This is a genomic window from Terracoccus luteus (genome assembly GCF_003635045.1).
GTDB classification, from domain to species: domain Bacteria; phylum Actinomycetota; class Actinomycetes; order Actinomycetales; family Dermatophilaceae; genus Terracoccus; species Terracoccus luteus.
Window position 1 is genome coordinate 93,564 of record NZ_RBXT01000001.1, and the last position, 18,971, is coordinate 112,534.

General features: G+C 72.1%; 16 protein-coding genes and 1 tRNA gene. 9 read left to right on the forward strand and 8 right to left on the reverse strand.

Features of this window, described 5'->3' with window-relative positions; translation table 11 throughout:
* Positions 1 to 4: 4 nt before the first annotated feature.
* The 4 genes from DFJ68_RS00475 to DFJ68_RS00490 all read right to left on the reverse strand — a co-directional run bounded on the left by DFJ68_RS00475 (position 5) and on the right by DFJ68_RS00490 (position 6,679).
* Positions 5 to 1,744 carry a serine hydrolase domain-containing protein gene (locus DFJ68_RS00475; protein WP_121030114.1) on the reverse strand — a complete coding sequence of 580 codons (1,740 nt, stop codon included), beginning with the start codon at positions 1,742 to 1,744 and terminating at the stop codon, positions 5 to 7.
* A 72-nt stretch (positions 1,745 to 1,816) separates the two neighbouring features.
* Positions 1,817 to 3,157, reverse strand: a complete 1,341-nt coding sequence (locus DFJ68_RS00480) for an exo-beta-N-acetylmuramidase NamZ family protein (RefSeq protein WP_121030116.1) — start codon at positions 3,155 to 3,157, stop codon at positions 1,817 to 1,819.
* 40 nt (positions 3,158 to 3,197) lie between these two features.
* Complete coding sequence (locus tag DFJ68_RS00485) at positions 3,198 to 5,036, reverse strand: glycoside hydrolase family 3 protein (RefSeq protein ID WP_121030118.1); 1,839 nt, start codon at positions 5,034 to 5,036, stop codon at positions 3,198 to 3,200.
* A gap of 107 nt (positions 5,037 to 5,143) precedes the next feature.
* Positions 5,144 to 6,679 (reverse strand): ATP-dependent DNA ligase, encoded by a 1,536-nt coding sequence (locus DFJ68_RS00490; protein ID WP_121030120.1) that lies wholly within the window; start codon positions 6,677 to 6,679, stop codon positions 5,144 to 5,146.
* Positions 6,680 to 6,695: 16 nt separating this feature from the next.
* On the opposite strand from DFJ68_RS00490, the gene DFJ68_RS00495 reads away from it, so the two are divergent.
* From DFJ68_RS00495 to DFJ68_RS00520, 6 genes are all read left to right on the forward strand, one after another.
* The gene (locus DFJ68_RS00495; protein ID WP_245963361.1) at positions 6,696 to 7,040 is read left to right on the forward strand and encodes a DUF1905 domain-containing protein; all 345 of its coding nucleotides are present in this window, start codon (positions 6,696 to 6,698) and stop codon (positions 7,038 to 7,040) included.
* A 121-nt stretch (positions 7,041 to 7,161) separates the two neighbouring features.
* Positions 7,162 to 7,986 (forward strand): SDR family oxidoreductase, encoded by an 825-nt coding sequence (locus DFJ68_RS00500; protein ID WP_121030122.1) that lies wholly within the window; start codon positions 7,162 to 7,164, stop codon positions 7,984 to 7,986.
* Positions 7,983 to 8,750 carry a 3-oxoacyl-ACP reductase FabG gene (gene fabG / locus DFJ68_RS00505; protein WP_121030124.1) on the forward strand — a complete coding sequence of 256 codons (768 nt, stop codon included), beginning with the start codon at positions 7,983 to 7,985 and terminating at the stop codon, positions 8,748 to 8,750. The genes DFJ68_RS00500 and fabG overlap by 4 nt, the downstream gene beginning before the upstream one ends.
* Position 8,751: 1 nt before the next feature.
* The gene (locus tag DFJ68_RS00510; protein ID WP_121030126.1) at positions 8,752 to 9,834 is read left to right on the forward strand and encodes a phosphotransferase family protein; all 1,083 of its coding nucleotides are present in this window, start codon (positions 8,752 to 8,754) and stop codon (positions 9,832 to 9,834) included.
* Positions 9,835 to 11,109: an acyl-CoA dehydrogenase family protein gene (locus DFJ68_RS00515; protein WP_121030128.1), complete on the forward strand. Its 1,275-nt coding sequence runs from the start codon at positions 9,835 to 9,837 to the stop codon at positions 11,107 to 11,109.
* Position 11,110: 1 nt separating this feature from the next.
* Positions 11,111 to 12,280 (forward strand): acyl-CoA dehydrogenase family protein, encoded by a 1,170-nt coding sequence (locus DFJ68_RS00520; protein ID WP_121030130.1) that lies wholly within the window; start codon positions 11,111 to 11,113, stop codon positions 12,278 to 12,280.
* Between the two features lies 1 nt (position 12,281).
* Here DFJ68_RS00520 and DFJ68_RS18410 read toward each other — a convergent pair whose 3' ends face one another.
* The 4 genes from DFJ68_RS18410 to DFJ68_RS00540 all read right to left on the reverse strand — a co-directional run bounded on the left by DFJ68_RS18410 (position 12,282) and on the right by DFJ68_RS00540 (position 15,814).
* Entirely contained in the window at positions 12,282 to 13,154 is an 873-nt protein-coding gene (locus tag DFJ68_RS18410; protein WP_211333236.1) for an HNH endonuclease, read from the reverse strand.
* 101 nt (positions 13,155 to 13,255) lie between these two features.
* Positions 13,256 to 15,115: a DUF2075 domain-containing protein gene (locus DFJ68_RS00530; protein WP_121030132.1), complete on the reverse strand. Its 1,860-nt coding sequence runs from the start codon at positions 15,113 to 15,115 to the stop codon at positions 13,256 to 13,258.
* A 133-nt stretch (positions 15,116 to 15,248) separates the two neighbouring features.
* Positions 15,249 to 15,659, reverse strand: a complete 411-nt coding sequence (locus tag DFJ68_RS00535; RefSeq protein WP_121030134.1) for a DoxX family protein — start codon at positions 15,657 to 15,659, stop codon at positions 15,249 to 15,251.
* A 79-nt stretch (positions 15,660 to 15,738) separates the two neighbouring features.
* Positions 15,739 to 15,814: transfer RNA gene (locus DFJ68_RS00540), tRNA-Phe, on the reverse strand.
* A 222-nt stretch (positions 15,815 to 16,036) separates the two neighbouring features.
* Here DFJ68_RS00540 and DFJ68_RS00545 point away from each other — a divergent pair.
* The 3 genes from DFJ68_RS00545 to DFJ68_RS00555 are packed head-to-tail and all read left to right on the forward strand — an operon-like array spanning position 16,037 to position 18,939.
* Positions 16,037 to 17,161 (forward strand): LacI family DNA-binding transcriptional regulator, encoded by a 1,125-nt coding sequence (locus tag DFJ68_RS00545; RefSeq protein ID WP_121030136.1) that lies wholly within the window; start codon positions 16,037 to 16,039, stop codon positions 17,159 to 17,161.
* Positions 17,158 to 18,102 (forward strand): carbohydrate ABC transporter permease, encoded by a 945-nt coding sequence (locus tag DFJ68_RS00550; RefSeq protein ID WP_121030138.1) that lies wholly within the window; start codon positions 17,158 to 17,160, stop codon positions 18,100 to 18,102. The genes DFJ68_RS00545 and DFJ68_RS00550 overlap by 4 nt, the downstream gene beginning before the upstream one ends.
* A 3-nt stretch (positions 18,103 to 18,105) precedes the next feature.
* Positions 18,106 to 18,939: a carbohydrate ABC transporter permease gene (locus tag DFJ68_RS00555; protein WP_121030140.1), complete on the forward strand. Its 834-nt coding sequence runs from the start codon at positions 18,106 to 18,108 to the stop codon at positions 18,937 to 18,939.
* Positions 18,940 to 18,971 lie beyond the last annotated feature (32 nt).

Below are 18,971 nucleotides of genomic sequence, written 5' to 3' on the forward strand. Positions count from 1 at the left end.
CCCGTCAGGGCTTCGCCCCCAGTGGTTCCCACCCGACCGTGGTCAGCGTGGCCGGGCGCCGCTCGGCGTCGAGCAGCACCGCGCCCGAACCCCGCGCCGTCACCCGGATGCCGTCGACCGCGACACCCCGCCCGAGCGAGGTCGCGTCGGTGACGTGTCGCCAGCGCAGCTGCGCCGCCCCCTCCGGCACGTCGGCCCGCACGTGCACCCACCGGCGCACCCCGGAGCCGGCGATGACGCCGTCGTGGGTGCTCGTGACCCCGCGGTCGCGGATCTGGAAGCTGACCGGCATCCACGTCGTGCCACCGTCGGTCGAGCGCTCGAGGTACAGCGGGTCGGTCGTCTCGGTGTCGAGGAAGAGGTCGAACTCGAGCAGCGCTCCGCGGGTGGGGGCGGCGACGGCGGTCGTCGTCAGGGTGCTCGCCTCGGCGTTGCGCCCGCCCGCGTACCAGGCGGTGCGGCCGACCTGCGCACGCAACGGCATAGCGGCCGCGAGACCGTGGGCCCACTGCCGGCGCGGCTCGTTGACCGAGCCCCAGTCGCGCGACGGGTGGACGCGGTTGGTGAGCAGGATGGCGAAGGAGCGCGACGCGAAGTCGATGACGACGGACGTGCCGGTGTACCCGGTGTGCCCGGCGGTGCGGGGGCCAGCGAGCGCGTCCATGTACCAGCGCTGGTCGAGCTCGAAGCCCAGCCCGTGGGCATCGTCGGGGAAGCGGCCGTTGAAGTTCGTGATGAGCGACGTCACGCTCTGGCGGGTCAGGATGCGGTGCCCTTCGTAGGCGCCGCCGTTGAGCAGCGCCTGCGCCATGACGGCGAGGTCGTCGGCCGTCGAGAAGACCCCGGCGTGGCCCGCGACCCCGCCCAGCGACCAGGCGTTCTCGTCGTGCACCTCGCCGCGCACCATGCCGCGGGGCGGGGAGGCCTGGTACTCGGTCGCGGCCGTGCGACCGGGGTCGGTCGGGTTGTAGCCGGTGTCGTCCATGCCGAGCGGCGCGGTGATGCGGTCGTGCACGACGACGTCGAGCGGGGCACCGCGCAGCCGCTCGACCATGACGCCGAGGGTGATGAGGTTGAGGTCGCTGTAGAGGTAGGTCGTGCCGGGCGGGTTGTCGAGCGGCTGGTCCATGACGGCCTTGATGCGGGCGGCCTTGTCGGGGTAGGCGCTCCAAAGCGGCAGCCACGAGACGAAGCCCGACGTGTGGGTGAGCAGCTGGCGCACGGTGACGTCCTGCTTGCCGTTCGCCGCGAACTCCGGCAGGTAGGTCGCGACCGGGGCGTCGAGCGAGACGGCACCTTCCTGCACGAGCTGGACGACGGCGATCGAGGTGAAGAGCTTCGAGACCGACGCGAGGTCGAAGACAGTGTCGGTGCGCACCGGCTCCCACTGGTCGCGAGGCAGCTCGGTCGTCGGGTCGGCCCACCGGAGGGCCCAGCCGCTCGCGTCGCGCTCGACGACCTTGCCCTCGTGGCCCATGAGGCCGACGGCGCCGGCGAACAACGGGTGCCCGCCCGCGGGTGCCTCCTCGGCCGCGTGGACGGCGGCGACGGCATCCGCGATGGTCTTCGGGTCGAGACCGGCCCGCCGGGGCGTGGAGTCCTCGAGCACCGTTGCGGCCGGGGCGAACCCGAGATGTGGGTCGTCGTACGGGTCGGCGCTCGCCGGGGTGGCGGTCATGAGACCTCCGCCCAGCGTGAGGGCGGCGGTGGCGGCGAGGGCCGCCGCGACGGGGCGCAGGCGCATGGCACTCCTCGAGTGTGGGGGGTGTGGGGTTGGTCGGGTGGGGTGTGACGTCGGCCTGGGCAGTGGTACCGGTCAGCCGCGGTAGAGCAGGTAGCGGCGGCGGCGCGACTCGAAGGCGGACAGCTCGTTGCGCCACGCGGCGACGACCTCGTCGGCGGTGGCCCCGGCGGTGATCTGGTCACGCAGTCGCGTCGACCCGGTGAGCTTGTCGATCCAGTAGGGGCGTGCGGGGTCGTACGAGTCGTAGCGCCAGTCGAACTCGTCGTAGAGGTCGCGGGCGGCGACGAGCATCTCGGCGGCGGCGCGGATCGGGTCGAAGCGGTGACCGTCGGTGACGTGCAGCTGCACCCCGCCGCAGACGAGATTGACGTGCTTGCTGAACGTCGGCGTGAAGTACGCCTCGCGGAAGTCGACCCCCGGCAGGCCCAGGGCGCTGAGGCGCTCGGCCCAGCGGTAGTCGACGTAGGGCGCACCGATGAGCTCGAACGGCCGGGTCGTGCCGCGGCCCTCCGAGAGGTTGGTGCCCTCGAACATCCCTGTGCCGGGATAGACGAGGGCGGTGTCGGGCGTCGGCATGTTGGGGCTCGGCATGACCCAGGGCAGGCCGGTGTCGGCGAAGGTGTCGCGGCGCGACCACCCCTTGACCTGCACGACGGTGAGGTCGCGCAGCCGCGCGCCCGCGTCGGCCGTGAGGAACTCGCCGTCGAAGTAGCGCGCCAGCTCGCCGACCGTCATGCCGTGGGCCTGCACGATCTCCTTGGCGCCGACGCCGGAGGTCCACGGCGTCGTCATCATCGGGCCGCGGGCCGTGCCACCGGTCGGGTTGGGGCGGTCGAGCACGACGAAGCGGGCGCCGACGGTGACGGCCGCCCGCATGGCCGTGTACATCGTCCAGATGTAGGTGTAGAACCGCGCTCCGGCGTCCTGAATGTCGAAGACGACCGTCTCGACACCGGCCGTACGGAACAGCTCGGTCATCTTCGTCGTGTCCGCGCCGTACGCGTCGTACACCGTGAGGCCGGTGCGGGGGTCGATGCTCGTCCCCTCGGAGTCGCCGGCCTGGGCCGTGCCACGGAAGCCGTGCTCGGGCCCGAACACGCCGACGATGTCGACCGCGCGTGACTCGTGCATCTCGTCGACGACCGTGCGCAGGTTGGTGAGGATGCCGGTGGGGTTGGTGATGACGCCCACGCGCTGCCCGCGCAGCACCGACCACCGGGAGGCGGCCGCGCGCTCGGCGCCGGTCCGCACGCGGGGCGTGCCGGCGGCGTGTGAGGCGGCGGAGGCGGGAGATGTGGCGGTGGGCACGGCGGCCGTTGCGGCGGCCGCGCCGGCCCCGGCCACCGAGGCGGCGGCGACACCGGCCGCGCCGGTCGCGCCGACGAGCAGCTGGCGACGGTTGAAGAGGGTCATGGGGGTCCCTTCGGACTCGGGCGGGCGGGGTGGGCTCGGGTCAGTACGAGAGGCCGTGGCCGAACGGGTAGAGCACCTCGGTGCCTGAACCGGCGACCGGGATGTCGACCGGCAGCCTCCCGCCGGGGGCGACCTCGCCGGTGATGACGCGGGCGGCGGCCTCGACGGCGACGGGGCTGTACGAGTAGGTGGCGAGGTAGGTCGGGGCATTGGTGAGGTACGCGATGTCGTAGGGGTCGCGCACGGCCACGACGACGACGGGCGTCCCCGTGGCGAGCAGGGCGGTGACGAGCTTCTGCTGGCCGCCGGTGGGGTCGGTGACGCTGCGGTCCCAGGCCTTCATGGTCGTGACGACGACGGCGTCGTGGGCGGAGGCCGCCGCGACGGCCGGGGCGATCTTCGCGTCGGTGGGCGCCGAGCCGGTCTCCATCGTCGTCACCGTGGCGCCGGCGGAGGTGAGGCCGGCGGCGAGGGTCGCCGTCGTCGTCGCTCCGTAGCCGGTGACGAGCACCTTCCGGCCCGACACGGCCAGCGGCAGCACCCCGTCGTCGTTCTTGACGAGCGTCGTCGTGCGGTCGGTGATCGTGGCGGCGGCGTCGAGGTTGCGCGGCGTCCCGACGAGGGCGCTGAGCCGGTCCGGGTTCGCGTAGGGCCGGGCGACCACACCACGGCGGTACTTCAGCCGCAGCACGCGCTCGACCTTGGCGTCGAGATCGGCCTGCGTCAGACGGCCGGTCTCGACCGCGTCGACGACGGCGGCGTACGCGTCGTCCATGGCCGGGGTCATGAGCAGCTGGTCGACCCCGGCGAGCAGCGCCCGCACTGCCACCTCGGCGTCACCGTAGAGGTCGCGCACCCCCTGCATGGCCAGCGAGTCGGTGATGATGACGCCCTTGAAGCCGAGCTCCTCTCGCAGCACGCCGGTCATGATCGCGCGGCTCAGGGTCGCCGGGTCGCCGGAGTCGTCGAGGGCCGGGAACGACAGGTGTGCCGTCATGATCATGTCGATCTGCTGGCGGATGGCGGCCTTGAACGGCGGCGCGTCGAGCTGCTCCCACTGCTCACGGGTGTGGGTGATGATGGGGAAGGCGACGTGGCTGTCGGTCGCGGTGTCGCCGTGACCGGGGAAGTGCTTGGCCGACGACGAGATGCCGGCGTCGCGCTGGTAGCCGGCCACCTGCGCGGCGACGAGCCGGGCGGCGAGGTCGGGGTGCGACGAGAACGAGCGGGTGCCGATGACCGGGTTGAGGGCGTTGACGTTGACATCGCAGACGGGCGCGAAGTCGGTGTTGACGCCCATGGCCCGCAGCTCGCGACCGGTGATGGCGGCCGCGGTGCGCGCGTCGGCGCTGCTGCGCCCGGCGCCGAGGGCCATCGAGCCGGGGAACTGCGTCGCCGGGGGGCCGATGCGCGTGACGACGCCCTGCTCCTGGTCGGTCGAGATCGACAGCGGCACGCGCACCTTGCTCTGCTGCGTCAGGGCGGCCCGCTGCAGGCCGTTGGAGAGGCCGGTGATCTGCTCCGGGTTCTGCACGCTGTCGGTCCACGCGAAGTAGATGACGCCGCCGAGGTGGTACTTCTGCACGACCTCGGCCGGGCTGGCGACCCCGTAGAGAGGCAGGTTGCGGTCGTCGGCGGTCGTGGCGTCGGAGCCGTACACGTTCTGGACGAAGAGCTGACCGACCTTCTCCTGCAACGTCATCCGCCGCAGCGTGGAGGTCACCCACCCACGTTCGCCGCGCGCCTCACCGGGCACCACGGCATCCGGGCTGCTGTCGGCCCCCGTCGCGGCGGACGCGGACCGGGCGGCCGCACCGACGGCGAGGGCGGCGGCCCCACCGGCGAGCACGGAACGACGGGAGAGGTCTGACGTGGACATGGCGCCTCCGAGGCTGTGAAGAAGTTACGCGTCGAGTCGTTTCGACGGAACTTACCTACGCCATCGGGGTGCGGCAACCGGAAACGGCCGCCCGGGGCCGGCAGGGGTCACCAGCCGGCGAGCGCGCGCACCCCCTGCACGGTGTCGATCTCCGAGACCGGCTTGTCGTCGCGGTAGCGCAGCACCCGCGCGAACCGCAGGGCCATGCCGCCGGGGTAGCGGGTCGACTTCTGCACCCCGTCGAAGGCGATCTCGACGACCTGCTCGGGCCGCACGGTGACGACCCGGTCGCCGCGCTCGACGGCGAGGTCGAGGAACCGCTCGGTCTGCCACGCGAGCATCTCGTCGGTCATGCCCTTGAAGGTCTTGCCGAGCATGACGAGCTCGCCGGTGTCGGCGTCGCGCGCCCCGAGGTGGATGTTCGACAGCTTCCCCGTGCGGCGGCCGCTGCCCCACTCGACGGCGAGCACGACGAGGTCGAGGGTGTGCCGCGGCTTGACCTTGACCCAGCCCGGTCCGCGCCGGCCGGCGGCGTAGGGCAGGGCGGGGTCCTTGACCACGACCCCCTCGTGGCCGGCGAGGACCAGGTCGTCGAAGAACTGCTGCCCCTCCGTCGGGTCGTCGGTGAGCAGGCGGGGGACGAGCCAGCCCGGCGGCACCGTCTCGGCCAGACGTCGCCAGCGCACCGCCGCGGGCTCGTCGACGAGGTCGTCGCCGTCGAGGTGCAGCACGTCGAAGAAGAACGGCGTCAGGGGCACCTCGTCGCGCAGCCGGGCGGGGTCCTGCGAGCTCGCGGTTCGGGCACCGGTGACCTGGAAGGGTTGCGGGCGACCGTCCGACCGCAGCGCGATGACCTCCCCGTCGAGCACCGCGCGTCGCACCGTGAGCCCGGCCAGCGCCTCGACGATCTCGGGCATGCGGTCGGTCACCTCGTCGAGGGTGCGGGTGTAGAGGTGCACCTCCCCGTCGTCGACGTGTGCCTGCAGCCGGATGCCGTCGAGCTTGGCCTCGACGAGCACCTGGCCCCCCAGCGTGGCGAGGGCCCCCGCGACGTCCGGTGCCGAGCCGGCCAGCATCGGTCGCAGCGGCCGCCCGACCTCGAGCACGAGGGCCTCGAGCGCCGGTGCGCCGCCCTCGAGCGCGGCGCGGGCCACCGGGCCGGTGAACCCGGCCAGCATGACGGCGCGGCGGACGGCGGCGTCGGGCACGTCGGCCGCCTTCGCCACGGCCTGCAGCATGACGCCGTCACCCGCGCCCTGCCGGGTCTCGCCGGTGATGAGGCCGCGCAGCCAGGTCTGCTCGTCTGCGGTGGCGGCGGCGAACAGCTCGCCGACGGCCGTGGACCGGGCGGCGCCGGAGCCCGACCCGGCGATGGCGGCGATCCGGGTGGCGGCGGCATCCACCTGCTCGACCGTGAGGCTCGGCTCCGACGCAGGGTCGGGCAGGCCCGTCAGACCCCGCCAGCTCACCCCGATGCGGCGCTGCGGCAGCACCCCCGACAGGTGCGAGGCGACGACCTCGACGGTCTCGGGGCCGTCGTCGGCGGCGCGGCGGAGGCAGGCGGCGAGGGCCTCGACCTTGGCCGTGCGCGAGCTCGTGGCCGCGACGGTGCGGGCGGTGTCGACGACGTCGTGCAGCAGCATGCGTCGATCGTGCCCGATGCGCGGGCTCGACGAACCCCGCGCGGGCCGGGGCGGTGTCATCCTGTCGGTCATGGAGGTGGAGTTCACCGGCGAGGTCGTGCACTGGCGAGGCCCGTCGCCCTACCACTTCGTGCGCGTGCCCGAGCCCGAGTCGCAGGCGCTGCACGACGTCGCCTTCGTCAGCTACGGGTGGGGCGTGCTGCCGGTCACGGCGCGGCTGCGCGACACCAAGTTCACGACGTCGCTCTTCCCCAAGGACGGCGGCTACCTCGTGCCGCTCAAGGACGCCGTGCGCCGGGCCGAGGCGGTCGAGATCGGCGACGTCGTGCCGCTGACCCTCGTGGTGCGCGGCGAGGTCTGACCGCCCGACCGCCCACCGGTGGGCTGTGAGGTGGCTGTGAGCGCCGCCCCGGCGCTTGACGCACGCCCCCGCGCCGGGGGAAGGTAAGCAAGCGCTTAGTCACCGTTCAACGAGGAGCACCATGCCCGACGTCGTCGTCGTCACCGGGGCGGCCCGGGGCATCGGCCGTGCGCTCGCCGAACGTTTCGCCCGCGAGGGCTGGGCGGTCGTCGCGGGCGACCTCGACGCTACGGCGCTCGGCGACGTGGCCGAGGCCACGGGTGCGGTCGCCGTCGCCGGCGACACGTCGACGGATGCCGGCGTGCGGGCCCTCGTCGACACGGCCACCGCGCGCTTCGGCGGGGTCGACGTCTTCGTGGCCAACGCCGGTGTCGGCACCCTCGCCGGTCTCGACGCGAGCGACGAGCAGTGGCAGCAGGCGCTCGAGGTCAACGTCCTCGCTCACGTGCGCGCCGCCCGGGTGCTCGTGCCGCACTGGCTCGAGCGGGGGCGGGGCCGGTTCGTCGTCACCGCCAGCGCCGCCGGCCTGCTGACGATGCTCGGCGACGCGCCCTACAGCGTGAGCAAGCACGCCGCCGTCGCCTTCGCCGAGTGGCTGAGCGCGACGTACCGCCACCGCGGCATCGTCGTGCAGGCCGTGTGCCCGCAGGGCGTCCAGACCCGCATGCTCGAGGAGTCGGGCCCGCTGCAGGCATTGCTCACCCGTGACGCCGTCGTCACCCCCGACGAGGTGGCGGATGCCGTGTGGCGCGCCCTGCGGACCGACGCGTTCTACGTCCTGCCGCACCCGGAGGTGGCCGGCTACAGCGCGCAGCGGGCCGCCCACCCCGACGAGTGGCTCGCCGGCATGAACCGGCTGCAGCAGCGCCTCGACCACACCCCGCCCGTGAATCCGCCCGTGAGTCCGCCCGGACCCGCCGGGCACCGAGACCAGGAGAGTGCATGACCGACCAGCCCAGCACCAGCCGCACCGCCATCGTCACCGGAGCCGCCCGCGGCATCGGTGCCGCCGTCGCCCGTCGACTCGCCGCGGACGGCTTCGCCGTGGCCGTACTCGACCTCGACGAGAGTGCCTGTGCGGCAGTCGTGTCCGAGATCGAGGCGGCCGGTGGGCGGGGCCTCGCGGTCGGCGTCGACGTGTCCGACGAGGCGGCGGTGCAGAGCGCCGTCGAGCGGGTCGTCGACGGACTCGGCGCCCCGACCGTGCTCGTCAACAACGCCGGCATCATCCGCGACAACATGCTCTTCAAGATGACGACCGACGACTGGGACGCCGTCATGGGCGTGCACCTGCGGGGGTCGTTCCTCATGACCCGCGCCGCGCAGAAGCACATGATCGACGCCAAGTGGGGGCGCATCGTCAACCTCAGCTCGACGTCGGCCCTGGGCAACCGCGGCCAGGCGAACTACGCGGCCGCCAAGGCCGGCCTGCAGGGGTTCACCAAGACCCTCGCCATCGAGCTCGGCAAGTTCGGCGTCACGGCGAACGCCATCGCCCCCGGCTTCATCGCGAGCGACATGACGCGGCAGACGGCCGAGCGCATGGGCATCACCTTCGAGCAGTTCCTCGAGGGCGCGGCCAAGGAGATCCCCGTCGGCCGGGTGGGTCAGCCCGACGACATCGCCGCCACCGCAGCCTTCCTCGTCCGTGACGACGCGAGCTTCGTCTCGGGACAGGTCATCTACGTCGCCGGTGGGCCGAAGGCCTGACGTGACAGAGCGATCCGCCGCCGCCACTGCGCGGTCGGGGCCGGACGGTCCGCGGCCAGGTCCGGCCGGCGACCCTCCCGGCCTCGACCTGGGCGCGGTCTCGGCGTACCTCGAGACCGCGGCTCCCGGCATCCTCGACGGGCCGCTGACGGCGCGGGTGGTGGCGGGCGGCAAGTCCAACCTCACGTACGAGGTGGGCGACGGCCGGCGCACCGTCATCGTGCGGCGTCCGCCCTTGGGGCACGTGCTCGAGACGGCCCACGACATGGCGCGGGAGCACCGGGTCATGACCGCGCTGGCCGGGACCGCCGTGCCGGTGCCGCGCACGTACGCACTGTGCACCGACGTGGACGTCATCGGTGCCCCGTTCTACGTCATGGAGCACGTCGCGGGCACGCCGTACCGCTTCGCGGCCCAGCTGTCGCCGGTCGGGCACGAGCGGGTGCGCACCATCAGCGAGCGGCTCGTCGACACGCTCGTCGAGCTGCACGCCGTCGACCCCGACGCGGTCGGTCTCGGTGACTTCGGCCGCCCCGAGGGCTTTCTCGAGCGACAGGTCCGTCGCTGGAAGCGCCAGCTCGACGCGTCGCGCAGCCGTGACCTCGACGGCATCGACGACCTGCACGCACGGCTCGCGGCCAGCGTCCCAGAGAGCGGCGACGTCATCGTCGTGCACGGCGACTACCGCCTCGACAACCTCCTCGTCGGCGACGGCGACGAGGTCACCGCGGTGCTCGACTGGGAGATGGCGACCGTGGGCGACCCGCTCACCGACGTCGCCCTGCTCGAGGCGTACCAGGCGCTGCCCCGGGTGATGGACACCGTCGCCGTCTCGGACGTCTCGCGGGCGCCGGGCTTCATCGGACCCGTCGAGCTGCGGCGTCGCTACGCCGACGCGAGCGGCCGCGACCTCACCCACCTCTCGTTCCACCTCGGGCTGGCCTACTTCAAGCTCGCCGTCATCCTCGAGGGCATCCACTACCGCTACACGCAGGGCCAGACCGTGGGGTCGGGCTTCGCCCACATCGGCGACGCCACGGTGCCGCTCGTGCGGGCCGGCCTGCGCGCGACCGAGGAGAGCTGAGTGCACTTCGCCTTCGACCCCGACACCGAGCGCCGCGTCGAGACCCTGCGGGCCTTCGTCACCGACGAGGTGGATGCCGCCCTGCCGCAGTTCGACTCGGAGGTGGCCGACCTCGGCGATCGCTGGGCGTGGAGCACCGTGCCCGTGCTGCAGGGTCTGCGCGAGCGGGGGCGTGAGCTCGGCCTGTGGAACGCCTTCCTGCCCGGCGGGCGTGGGGCCGGGCTGACCAACCTGCAGTACGCGCCGCTCGCCGAGGTCACGGGCCGCTCGATCCGGCTCGCCCCGGCCGCGCTCAACTGCGCCGCGCCCGACACGGGCAACATGGAGGTGCTGGCGCAGTTCGGTACCCCCGAGCAGCAGGAGCAGTGGCTGGAGCCGTTGCTGCGCGGTGAGATCCGCTCCGCCTTTGCGATGACCGAGCCCGACGTGGCCAGCAGCGACGCGACCAACATCGGGCTGCGCATCGAGCGGCAGGGCGACGAGTACGTCATCAACGGTCGCAAGTGGTGGATCACCGGCGCGATGAACCCCGAGTGCGCCGTGCTCATCGTCATGGGCAAGACCGACCCGTCGGCCGACCGGCACCGCCAGCAGTCGATGGTGCTGGTCCCGCGGGACACCCCGGGCCTCGAGGTCGTGCGCGGCATGGAGGTCTTCGGCTACGACGACCACGACCACGGCGGTCACGCCGAGCTGCGCTTCACCGACGTGCGTGTGCCGGCGTCGAACCTCGTCGGCGAGGAGGGCGGCGGGTTCGCCATCGCGCAGGCACGGCTGGGGCCCGGCCGGATCCACCACTGCATGAGGTCGATCGGGCTCGCGGAGGTGGCGATCGAGGCGATGTGCCGCCGGGCCAGCGGGCGGGTCGCCTTCGGTCGACCCATCGCCGACCAGGGCGTCGTGCGCGACTGGATCGCCGAGTCGCGGGTGCGCGTCGAGCAGCTGCGGCTGCTCGTGCTCAAGACGGCCTGGCTCATGGACACCGTCGGCAACAAGGGCGCGCACAGCGAGATCCAGGCCATCAAGATCGCCACCCCGAAGACCGTCGAGTGGATCCTCGACAAGGCGATCCAGACCCACGGGGCCGCGGGTCTGAGCCAGGACCACGAGCTCGCCCTCGCCTTCGCCGGCATCCGGACCCTGCGCTTCGCCGACGGCCCCGACGAGGTGCACAAGAACGCGCTGGCCAAGGCCGAGCTGCGCCGACACACGAAGACCCTCGACCCCCGTGGCGCCGTCTCCACGCCCGCCACCCCTGCCACGAAGGAGAACTGACATGGACCTCACGCTGTCGAGCGAGGAGCGCGACATCCGCGACTGGGTGCGCACCTTCGTCACCAAGGAGCTCATGCCGCTGGAGCAGCAGGTGCTGACCCGCGAGCGGCGCGGCGAGCGCGGCGTCACCGAGGCGGAGCACACGGCGCTGCAGGACAAGGCGCGCGCGTCCGGGTTCTTCGGCATCCAGACGCCCGAGAGCCACGGCGGCATGGGGCTCGGCGCCGTCATGTCGGCCCTCATCGCCGTCGAGCTCGGGCGCACCTTCGTGCCGTTCCGGTTCGCGGGGGAGGCCGACAACATCCTCTTCAGCGCCAACGAGGAGCAGCAGGAGCGCTACCTCAAGCCGACCATCGAGGGCACGAAGCGTTCGTGCTTCGCCATCACGGAGCCGGGCGCCGGCTCCGACGCGCGGGCCATCCGCACGAGCGCACGACGCGAGGGTGACGAGTGGGTCATCAGCGGAGAGAAGACGTTCATCACCGGTGGTAACGAGGCCGACTTCGTCATGGTCTTCGCCGTCACCGACAAGGAGAAGGGCGCCGACGGCGGCGTCACGTGCTTCCTCGTCGACCGCGACATGGGCTGGAAGAGCGAGCCGATCGACACGATGGGCGAATGGGGCCCGGCCGCGCTCGTCTTCGACGACGTGCGGGTGCCGCACTCGGCCATCCTCGGTGAGGAGGGGCGCGGCTTCGAGCTCGCCATGCAGTGGATCGGCAAGGGCCGCTACATGCTGCCCGCCGGTGCGCTCGGGGCGTGCGAGCGGCTCGTCGAGATGGGCATGGAGTGGGCCCGCAACCGGTCGACGTTCGGCAAGCCGATCGCCGAGTATCAGGCCATCCAGTGGATGGTCGCCGACTCCGCCACCGAGATCGAGGCGCTGCGCTGGCTCGTGCTGACGGCCGCCTGGCAGGTCGACAACGGCATCGACTCACGCCAGGCCCAGTCGATGGCCAAGCTCTACGGCGGCGTCAAGGCCAACGAGATCGTCGACCGGGTGCTGCAGATGCACGGCGGCATGGGCTACACCCGCGAGCTGCCCGTCGAACGCTGGTACCGCGAGCTGCGGCTGCTGCGCATCTACGAGGGCACCGACGAGATCCAGCGCCGCACCATCGCCCGCAACCTCCTCAAGGGACACGCCTCGGTGCGCGGCCACCTCGGCTGAGTCAGAGCCACTCGCAGTCGGCGTTGTGCTTCGCCAACAGGGTGGGGTCCGGCCGGAGGCGGTCGGGGAAGTCGATGCGGTGGCCTTGGAGTGAGCGATACGTCTCATCGTCCTGCAGCTCGGGGGTCAGCCTGACCGTGTCATCACGGGCGTCGATGGTGAGCAGGTGGAGGTCGAAGAGGGTGTGGATGTCAGCGCGCAGGAGGAGGCCGTTCTCGGCAAGGTCGGTCTGCTCTCCTCCGTAGGGCGAGATGTGGGCCGCCTCGAGGAGCGCGACCAGGGTCGTGCCCGTGACGACGCACTGCCTCCGGTACACCCGGAGCAGCTCTTCGCGGAAGGCCCGCTGCCCTCGCCGGATGACGACGGTGGCCGGGACCCGCTGCCGCCGGTCCTCACCGAGCGCCTCGATGTCGACATAGCTGTCGGCGTCGTGCGCGAGCGCGTCGATGGCAACGTCGTAGGGGTCGGCGACCATGAGGCCGAGACGTCGCTCCAGCCAGCTCACTCCCTGCTCGGGGATCTCCGTCACCGGGTTGAGGCGGCCTCCGGCGTCCGCGTGGTCGGCCACCTCGCCCCAGCTGATCTGGACGTCGAGGTCCTGGAAGTCCTGCAGGTCGATGCGGTAGCGGTACTCGCCGCGACGGCTGTCCCCGGCCGACCACGCGTGGGGCGCATCCGGAGCAAGGGGCCTCTTGTCCCCGGCCGCGCGCGCACGCCCGACGACCCGTCCAGGAGTGCCGGTCACCCAGAAGTAGACGGTGTCGTCGGCACCGAGACCGCGCCAGGCCTTCTGGAGGTCCCAGAAGCCGTTCTCTTTCGCATGGTCCCAGTGCTCCGGGGTGTTCCGGTCGATCAGGATGACGTACGTCGACATGCCGAGCCTCTCGAGGAGGCGGGGAGGCATGTCCGTTCGGGGAAGCCTGTCGATCCGCGGTGGTGGTCACAGCTGTGGTCGGGGGCAGGGGGGGGGTCGGTTCACACGAGGTCGGACAGGTGCTCCCTCGTTTGACGGTCGGGGGAGAAGATGCCGACGCCTTGCATCCCGCGGGTGAGCAGCACCTTGTAGACGTTGCGGACCAGCCGGTCGACGTCGGCGTTCGATACCTGGCTCAGGTTGCGCAGGGCGGGGTCCCTGTTGGCCTGGCGCACGGTGCGCCAGGCCCCGTCCCGCCACACGAGGTCGGGCCCGAGGATGACGCCTGCGTAGTCGTACTCGAACCCCTGGGCGGTGTAGATGCACCCGACCTGCCCGAACCCGGCAGGGTCGGTGGCCCACAGGGGTGCCGGAGGTGCTCCGCCGATCGAACGGTCACCCTTGAGGTTCCATGGCCGTCTCCAGTCGTCGATCTGCACGTCGGGCACCAGCGAACCGTCGGGCCGGGGGTCGCTCCACGGCCAGCAGTAGCCGGCGGTCAGCCTGGCCCCGAACCCGCTCTGCTGCTTGGCTGCCAGCCACGCCTCGAGCTCATGGGGGCTCTCCATGAGCTCGACGGAGAAGGTGTCCTCGCCCTGCCAGCGATGCGCAGGCGCGTCACCCAGACCGAGCAGGCCCTCGACCCAGCGGATGAAGGCGGCCGAGCCGCCACACCGGAACTGGGCGTCGAGGTCGACGTGCAGCACCTCCATCCCGCGCGCGGCCGCAGCGGCGCGGATGTCGGCGACCGTCCCCAGCTCGCCGGGCCTGACGACCTGGTGCTGGTCGAGCAGGAAGACCGGCGTGCGTGCCACGGACAGCAGCTCGTCGATCTGCGGTCGACCCGAGCGGAGGTGAGCGCGGGTGTAGCGGTTGACGGACGTCTCGCGGATGCGATGGGCCTCATCGAGGATGACGCAGTCGAGGGCGTTGGCCTCCATCGACATGAAGGAGTTGAAGTACTGGAACGTCTTGCGCACCCGCGGGTTCCGGGCCGCCGCGACGCGCCGGAGGGTCTGGGTGAACGACTGGGAACCGGTGGCGTGGACGACCGTCCGGCCCTGCCGACCCAGCTCACCCATGAGCGAGAGCGCGACGACGCTCTTGCCGCTGCCGGGTCCGCCGGAGATGACGACCGCCGTCTTGGTGGACGAGTGGGAGGCCGTCCTCACGCTGTGCAGCACGTAGTTGTAGGCGTCCCTCTGCTCGTCGAGGAGGGTGAACATCTCGCGGCGCTGGACCTCGTCTGCCGCCACCGCCATGAGCTGTCGGGACGGACGGATGGCGCTGCCCAGCAGCACGTCCGCCGACTCGGCCCCGCTGGTGGGCGCGAAGACGTCGCGCAGGTACCCGGCAAGCTCGGACCGCCGCTGACCGGTGAAGAGGCGCGCGGATGCCGGACCATCGGGCCGGAGCAGGTCACCGACCCCGTCGTCCGTGGCGTTGTGCAGGTAGGCGACGCCTCGTACCGCGTCCTTCGTGTCGGCCAGAGCAGCCGTGAAGTCGGTCAGGTACTCGACGTAGCCGCCCACCTGCCGGACGGGGTGGGTGACGGGCCGGGCGCCGTACCCCGGCACGACCACGAGCTCGTCGCTGTCCTCGAAGCGGGTGGCCTCCGACCACTGCTTGAGCTCGACGACGACGTAGGCAGGCTCCCCGGTCCGTCGGCCGACCCCGGCGAGCACGACATCGGCTCGCTTGCTCGTGAGGGGGAGCTGGTACTCGACCAGCATCTCGACACCCGACAACCCGGCATCCTGCAGGTCGGCGGCCAGGACGGGAAGGCTACGACTCCACGAACGACGCTCGGCGGGCGACGGTCGTCGCCCCGTCACATGGGCCATCTGCTCGGCCAGCCGTGACTCGAGCTCGAGCTCGAGCATCGAGAAGCCGCCCGCGGAACAGCGCAGCAGCGACGACACGATGAACTCCCGAGCAGCACGACATGAGCGTGCGGGGGAGCGTGTCCGGTGGAGGAAGCTCGTCGGTCCGCGTTGACCGGCTCACACTATCGGGCGAACCACTGGCAGAAGGCGTCCCGGCCCGGACAGGCCGTCAGGTCGAGGCCCGCCGCCGGCCCTCGCGGAGGACGTCGCCCGCCCAGAGGGCCCAGACGAGCAGGAGCGGCTGGAAGAACAGCCGGACGAGCCGCTTGGTGTCGGTGTCGAGCCCGAAGGCGCTGACCCCCTCGACGTACTGGGCGACGTTGCCGGGGAAGACGACGACGAACCAGGCGGCGAGCAGCGCCCCGACGAGGCGCCGCCGGCGCGGCAGCACGACGAAGGCGACGCCGAGCAGGATCTCGACGACGCCGGAGCCGACCACCGTGAGGTCCTCACCGAGCGGGAACCAGCTCGGCACCTGCGCCCGGAACGCCTCGCGCTGCGTCGTCAGGTGCAGCGTGCCGGCACCGGTCATGGCCAGCCCGAGCAGCACCCGGGCCACCGTCCGCAGCGTCTCCCTCATCCCGCGAGGCTACGTCGGTGAGCGGTGGGCGGCCGGAGATGCAGCGACGCAGGCCGCACGGTGGCGGCCTGCGTCGAGGTGGTGGCCAGGGACGGGGTCGAACCGCCGACCTTCCGATTTTCAGTCGGACGCTCTACCAACTGAGCTACCTGGCCGCCTGCACCCGGGGAGGCGAGGCCCCGGGCACACGAGGCGCCGGATCCCTCCGGCGCGGCCCTCACTATACATGGCCTCGTGTCGCGGACGCGCACCCGTTCGCCGCCCCGGCGGCTCGGTCCGGGCGCCGGTCGTCGAGGCCGGGCGCTTGACGTCGACGGCGTCGAGCGGGCATGCTCACTCCGTTGCTGTAAACGTTTACAGATTGCGAGGAGGCGAGGATGCCGCGGCGAACCACCGTGACCGAGGTGGCCGAACGGGCCGGCGTCTCCATCGCCTCGGTCTCGCGCGTCCTCAACGGTCTCGGCGCCCGCCCCGACACCGAGGAGCGCGTCCGACGCGCCGCCCTCGAGCTCGGCTACGTCCCCGACGCCGCGGCCAAGGCACTCAAGCTCGGCCGCAGCCTCCAGCTCGCGTTCGCCGTCGACGACATCGCCAACCCCGTCTACGCGCAGATGATGCACGGCGTCGAGTCCGGCCTGCTCGGCTCCGGCTCGCGGCTGCTCGTCAGCAGCACCGGCCGCCGCCCCGACGACCTCGTCGAGCTCGTGCAGGGCCTGTCCCGCGGCGCCGCCGACGGCCTCATCATCAGCCCGCTGCGCCGCTCGCCCCAGCTCATCGACGCGCTCGTCAAGGCCCCCGTCCCCGTCGTCGTCATCGGTGACGCCGGGCCCGACGCCGCCCTCGACACGGTGCGCACCGACTCGGCGCGCGGCGTCGAGGCGGCGGTGGCGCATCTCGTCGCCACCGGCCGCCGGCGCATCGCCTTCGTCAACGGCCCCGCCGACACCGTCCCCGGCCGCTCGCGCCTCGAGGGGTTCACCCGCGCGACCGCACCCGGCAGCGACGCCGAGCGGGCCGGCATCCGGGCCGACGTCGTCGAGGCACGTGACTTCACCGTCGCCGCGGGGGAGGTCGCGTGGTCGCGCGTCGTCGCCGCGACCGACGAGGGCACCCCGGTGGATGCCGTCGTGGCCGCGAACGACCTCATCGCCCTCGGTCTCGCGCGGGCCGCCCTCACCGCCGGGCGCTCCGTGCCGGGCGACCTCGCCGTCGTCGGCGTCGACGACATCGAGATGGCCGCGATCTTCCGCCCGTCGCTGACGACCGTGTCGCTCGAGGCCCACGAGCGTGGCCGCCTCGCGGCCGAGCTGCTGCTCCGACGCCTCGAGAACCCCCAGGCCCCCGTCGTCGGCGAGTTCGTCGCCCCTCGCCTCGTCGTGCGCGAGTCGAGCGGGGCGCCCACCGAGGCGGCCATCGAGGCCGCCCCGACGCCGACCGCAGAGAACGCTCACCAGCGCACTCGACAACGCACCCGACCCGTCACCCCGAGAGGTCAACGATGACCGTCGCCACCCCGCCCGCGCCGACGGCGGCCCGGCCCCAGCCGTCGAAGCCGCGCAAGCGACACGACCGCTCGAGCCAGCAGCGCCGCGAGGCCCTCGCCCTCGTCGTGCCCTCACTCGTGCCGATCGTCGTCTTCAGCGTCCTGCCCCTGCTGCAGGGCGTCTGGTACGCCTTCACCGACGCGACCCTGCGCCGCAACGACACCGCCGACTTCGTCGGCCTGGCGAACTTCGGGCGTCTCGCCGGCGACTCCTTCTTCTGGAACAGCTTCAAGATCGGCATCATCTGGGCCGTCTCGGTGACGCTGCTGCAGCTCGTGCTCTCCCTCGGCCTGGCCCTGCTGCTCAACAGCAACCTCCGGTTCCGTTCGCTGACACGGCTGCTCGCGCTCATCCCGTGGGCCATGCCGCCCGTGGTCGTCGCGATCATGTGGACGATGATCTACACGCCGAACGGCGGCCCGCTCAACGCCGCCCTCGGCGCCGTCGGCCTGCCGAGCGACACGAACTGGCTGGGCGACTTCAACACCGCCCTGCCGGCCGTCATCGTCGTCGGCGTCTGGGTCGGCATGCCGCAGACCACCGTGACCCTGCTCGCCGGCCTGCAGCAGATCCCGCTCGAGCTCACCGAGGCTGCCGCCGTCGACGGCGCCTCCGCCTGGCAGCGGTTCCGCGCCGTCGTGCTCCCGGCCCTGCGGCCCATCGTCGTGTCGATCACGTCGCTGAACTTCATCTGGAACTTCAACAGCTTCGGCCTCGTGTACGTCATGACCGAGGGCGGGCCCGGCGGGCAGACCATGCTGCCGATGCTCTTCACCTACCTCGAGGCGTTCAAGAACCGCAACATCGGCTACGCCGCCGCCATGGGCGTCGTGCTCGTCATCGTCGTCGTGCTGCTGCTCTTCGGCTTCCTCCGGTCGCAGTTCAAGAAGGAGGCCTGAGCCATGCGCACCAGACCCGTCGTCCGCGTCGGCCAGTACCTCGCCCTCGCCGCATACATCGTCTTCCTCGGCTTCCCGCTGCTGTGGCTCGTCTCCGCGTCGGTGAAGTCGAGCAGCGAGCTGGCCGCGCTCGACATGAACGTCATCCCCAAGAGCCTCAACTGGGGCAACTACACGGAGGCGCTGCAGAAGCAGGGCCTGGCGCGGTCGGCCGTCAACAGCCTCATCGTGTCGCTGCTGTCGATGGTGCTCGTCGTGGCGCTCTCGATGCCGGCCGCCTACGCGCTGGCCCGGTTCAAGGGCCGGCTGCGCACCGTCGGCATCACCTGGATCCTCGTCAGCCAGGTGTTCCCGGTCATCCTCATCATCATCCCGCTCTTCCTCGTGCTGCGGCAGGTCGCGCTCGTCGACACCCTCTTCGGGCTCGTCCTCGTCTACACGACGTTCACGATGCCGTTCGCGCTCTGGATGCTGCAGGGCTTCGTCGCCGCGATCCCGACCGACGTCGAGGAGGCCGCTGCCATCGACGGCGCGACGCGCTTCCAGACCCTGCGCCGCATCGTCTTCCCGCTGCTCATGCCCGGCATCGTCGCCACGGCGATGTTCTCCTTCGTCGCGGCGTGGAACGAGTTCTTCTTCGCCCTCGTGCTCATCCAGTCGCCCGAGAACTACACGCTCCCCGTCGCCCTCAAGATGTTCGTCGGCGGCGAGGGGAAGGTCGCGCTCGGCCCGCTGGCGGCGGGCGCCGTCCTCGCCACGATCCCCAGCCTCGTCATCTTCTCCGTCCTCCAGCGCCGCCTCACCGGTGGCCTGCTCACGGGGTCGGTCAAGGGCTGAGCGCCCTGCCGCCCCACCTCGCACGACTCACC

What these genes read in the sequence shown, in the direction of transcription:
- DFJ68_RS00475 (WP_121030114.1), bottom strand. Translation starts at nt 1,744, where the DNA reads ATGCGCCTGCGCCCCGTCGCGGCGGCCCTCGCCGCCACCGCCGCCCTC.
- DFJ68_RS00480 (WP_121030116.1), bottom strand. Translation starts at nt 3,157, where the DNA reads ATGACCCTCTTCAACCGTCGCCAGCTGCTCGTCGGCGCGACCGGCGCG.
- DFJ68_RS00485 (WP_121030118.1), bottom strand. Translation starts at nt 5,036, where the DNA reads ATGTCCACGTCAGACCTCTCCCGTCGTTCCGTGCTCGCCGGTGGGGCC.
- DFJ68_RS00490 (WP_121030120.1), bottom strand. Translation starts at nt 6,679, where the DNA reads ATGCTGCTGCACGACGTCGTCGACACCGCCCGCACCGTCGCGGCCACG.
- DFJ68_RS00495 (WP_245963361.1), top strand. Translation starts at nt 6,696, where the DNA reads ATGCGCGGGCTCGACGAACCCCGCGCGGGCCGGGGCGGTGTCATCCTG.
- DFJ68_RS00500 (WP_121030122.1), top strand. Translation starts at nt 7,162, where the DNA reads ATGCCCGACGTCGTCGTCGTCACCGGGGCGGCCCGGGGCATCGGCCGT.
- fabG (WP_121030124.1), top strand. Translation starts at nt 7,983, where the DNA reads ATGACCGACCAGCCCAGCACCAGCCGCACCGCCATCGTCACCGGAGCC.
- DFJ68_RS00520 (WP_121030130.1), top strand. Translation starts at nt 11,111, where the DNA reads ATGGACCTCACGCTGTCGAGCGAGGAGCGCGACATCCGCGACTGGGTG.
- DFJ68_RS18410 (WP_211333236.1), bottom strand. Translation starts at nt 13,154, where the DNA reads ATGTCGACGTACGTCATCCTGATCGACCGGAACACCCCGGAGCACTGG.
- DFJ68_RS00535 (WP_121030134.1), bottom strand. Translation starts at nt 15,659, where the DNA reads ATGAGGGAGACGCTGCGGACGGTGGCCCGGGTGCTGCTCGGGCTGGCC.
- DFJ68_RS00545 (WP_121030136.1), top strand. Translation starts at nt 16,037, where the DNA reads ATGCCGCGGCGAACCACCGTGACCGAGGTGGCCGAACGGGCCGGCGTC.
- DFJ68_RS00550 (WP_121030138.1), top strand. Translation starts at nt 17,158, where the DNA reads ATGACCGTCGCCACCCCGCCCGCGCCGACGGCGGCCCGGCCCCAGCCG.
- DFJ68_RS00555 (WP_121030140.1), top strand. Translation starts at nt 18,106, where the DNA reads ATGCGCACCAGACCCGTCGTCCGCGTCGGCCAGTACCTCGCCCTCGCC.